At 40.1% G+C, this 1,071-nt stretch carries 1 protein-coding gene; it reads left to right on the plus strand.

Annotated features, from left to right (window positions below):
• A partial coding sequence (locus A3739_RS18570) for a transporter substrate-binding domain-containing protein (protein ID WP_156502683.1) occupies positions 1-1,071 on the plus strand: 1,071 nt, incomplete at both ends.

Genomic DNA, 1,071 nt, shown 5'->3' on the forward strand with positions numbered 1-1,071 from the left:
GTGTTATCGGAATGAACTGGGCGCAAGCGCAAGAACAAATATTAAAAGGTGGTGTTGATGCTTTGTTGCATATCAACACCAATCCTGAACGAGAAAAGATATTAGATTTTTCAACAGAACTCGTTGTTTCAGAATTCCACTTATTCGTGCATCGGGATTCTAACTTCGACGAAAATAATATTGATCTAAATAACATGATTATCGGTGTTGAGGCCAAGGGTTACCCCTACAGTTACCTCAAACGTAACGATATCCCATTGGCGTTGGTAAGCTCGTGGGAAGAAGGAATGCGCGGCGTCATAAACGGAGACATTGATGCCGTCCTCGTTGATCATCTCGTCGGAATGAATACGATCTTCAATTCTAGAATTGCAAACTTAAAAAGCATTTCTAGTCCATTACCAAAAAGCTATTCACGCATCGCTGTTAAAAAAGGCAATGACTTAATTTTGGATCAAATTAATAAGGGCCTTGCAATACTTTATGCCGATGGAACGATAGACCGATCGATCAAAAATTGGATGACGCCGAGCATCCAAATGGTAGAACAACTTTGGCACGAGCAAGAACGCGTCAAAACTCAAAATATCGGTCTGATTATTCTCTCATTACTCACCTTGCTCTGCTTGATAGCATTCGTGAAAAGTAGAATGACAATCTCTTCCGAGCTAGATAAAAACAAAGACTTAAACAGGGCTCTGAAGGGAGCATATACCGAGCTTCAAGATAAAAACGAAGCACTAGCCGACGCAAATCAGAATTTAGAGACATTCGTTTCATTAGCAAGTCACGACATGCGCGCTCCTCTAAATGGAATGAAAAATCTCATTCAATGGGCCGAAGAAGACTTAGCCACCGATAATCATAATAACGTTAGAGAACATCTTTCGCTTCTTAAGAGCCGATCAACGCGACTATCAAACCTACTCTCAGACCTATTAATTTTCTTTCGTGCTGACAAGCACAGTGCTGATGACAATAAATTAATAGATCCGAATCTGTGCGCAAGGGAATTAGTAAATAATTTCGACTCACCACTAAATGTAAACATTATTATCGCACCAAATGCCA

The sequence above is a fragment of the Oleiphilus sp. HI0067 genome (assembly GCF_001635735.1).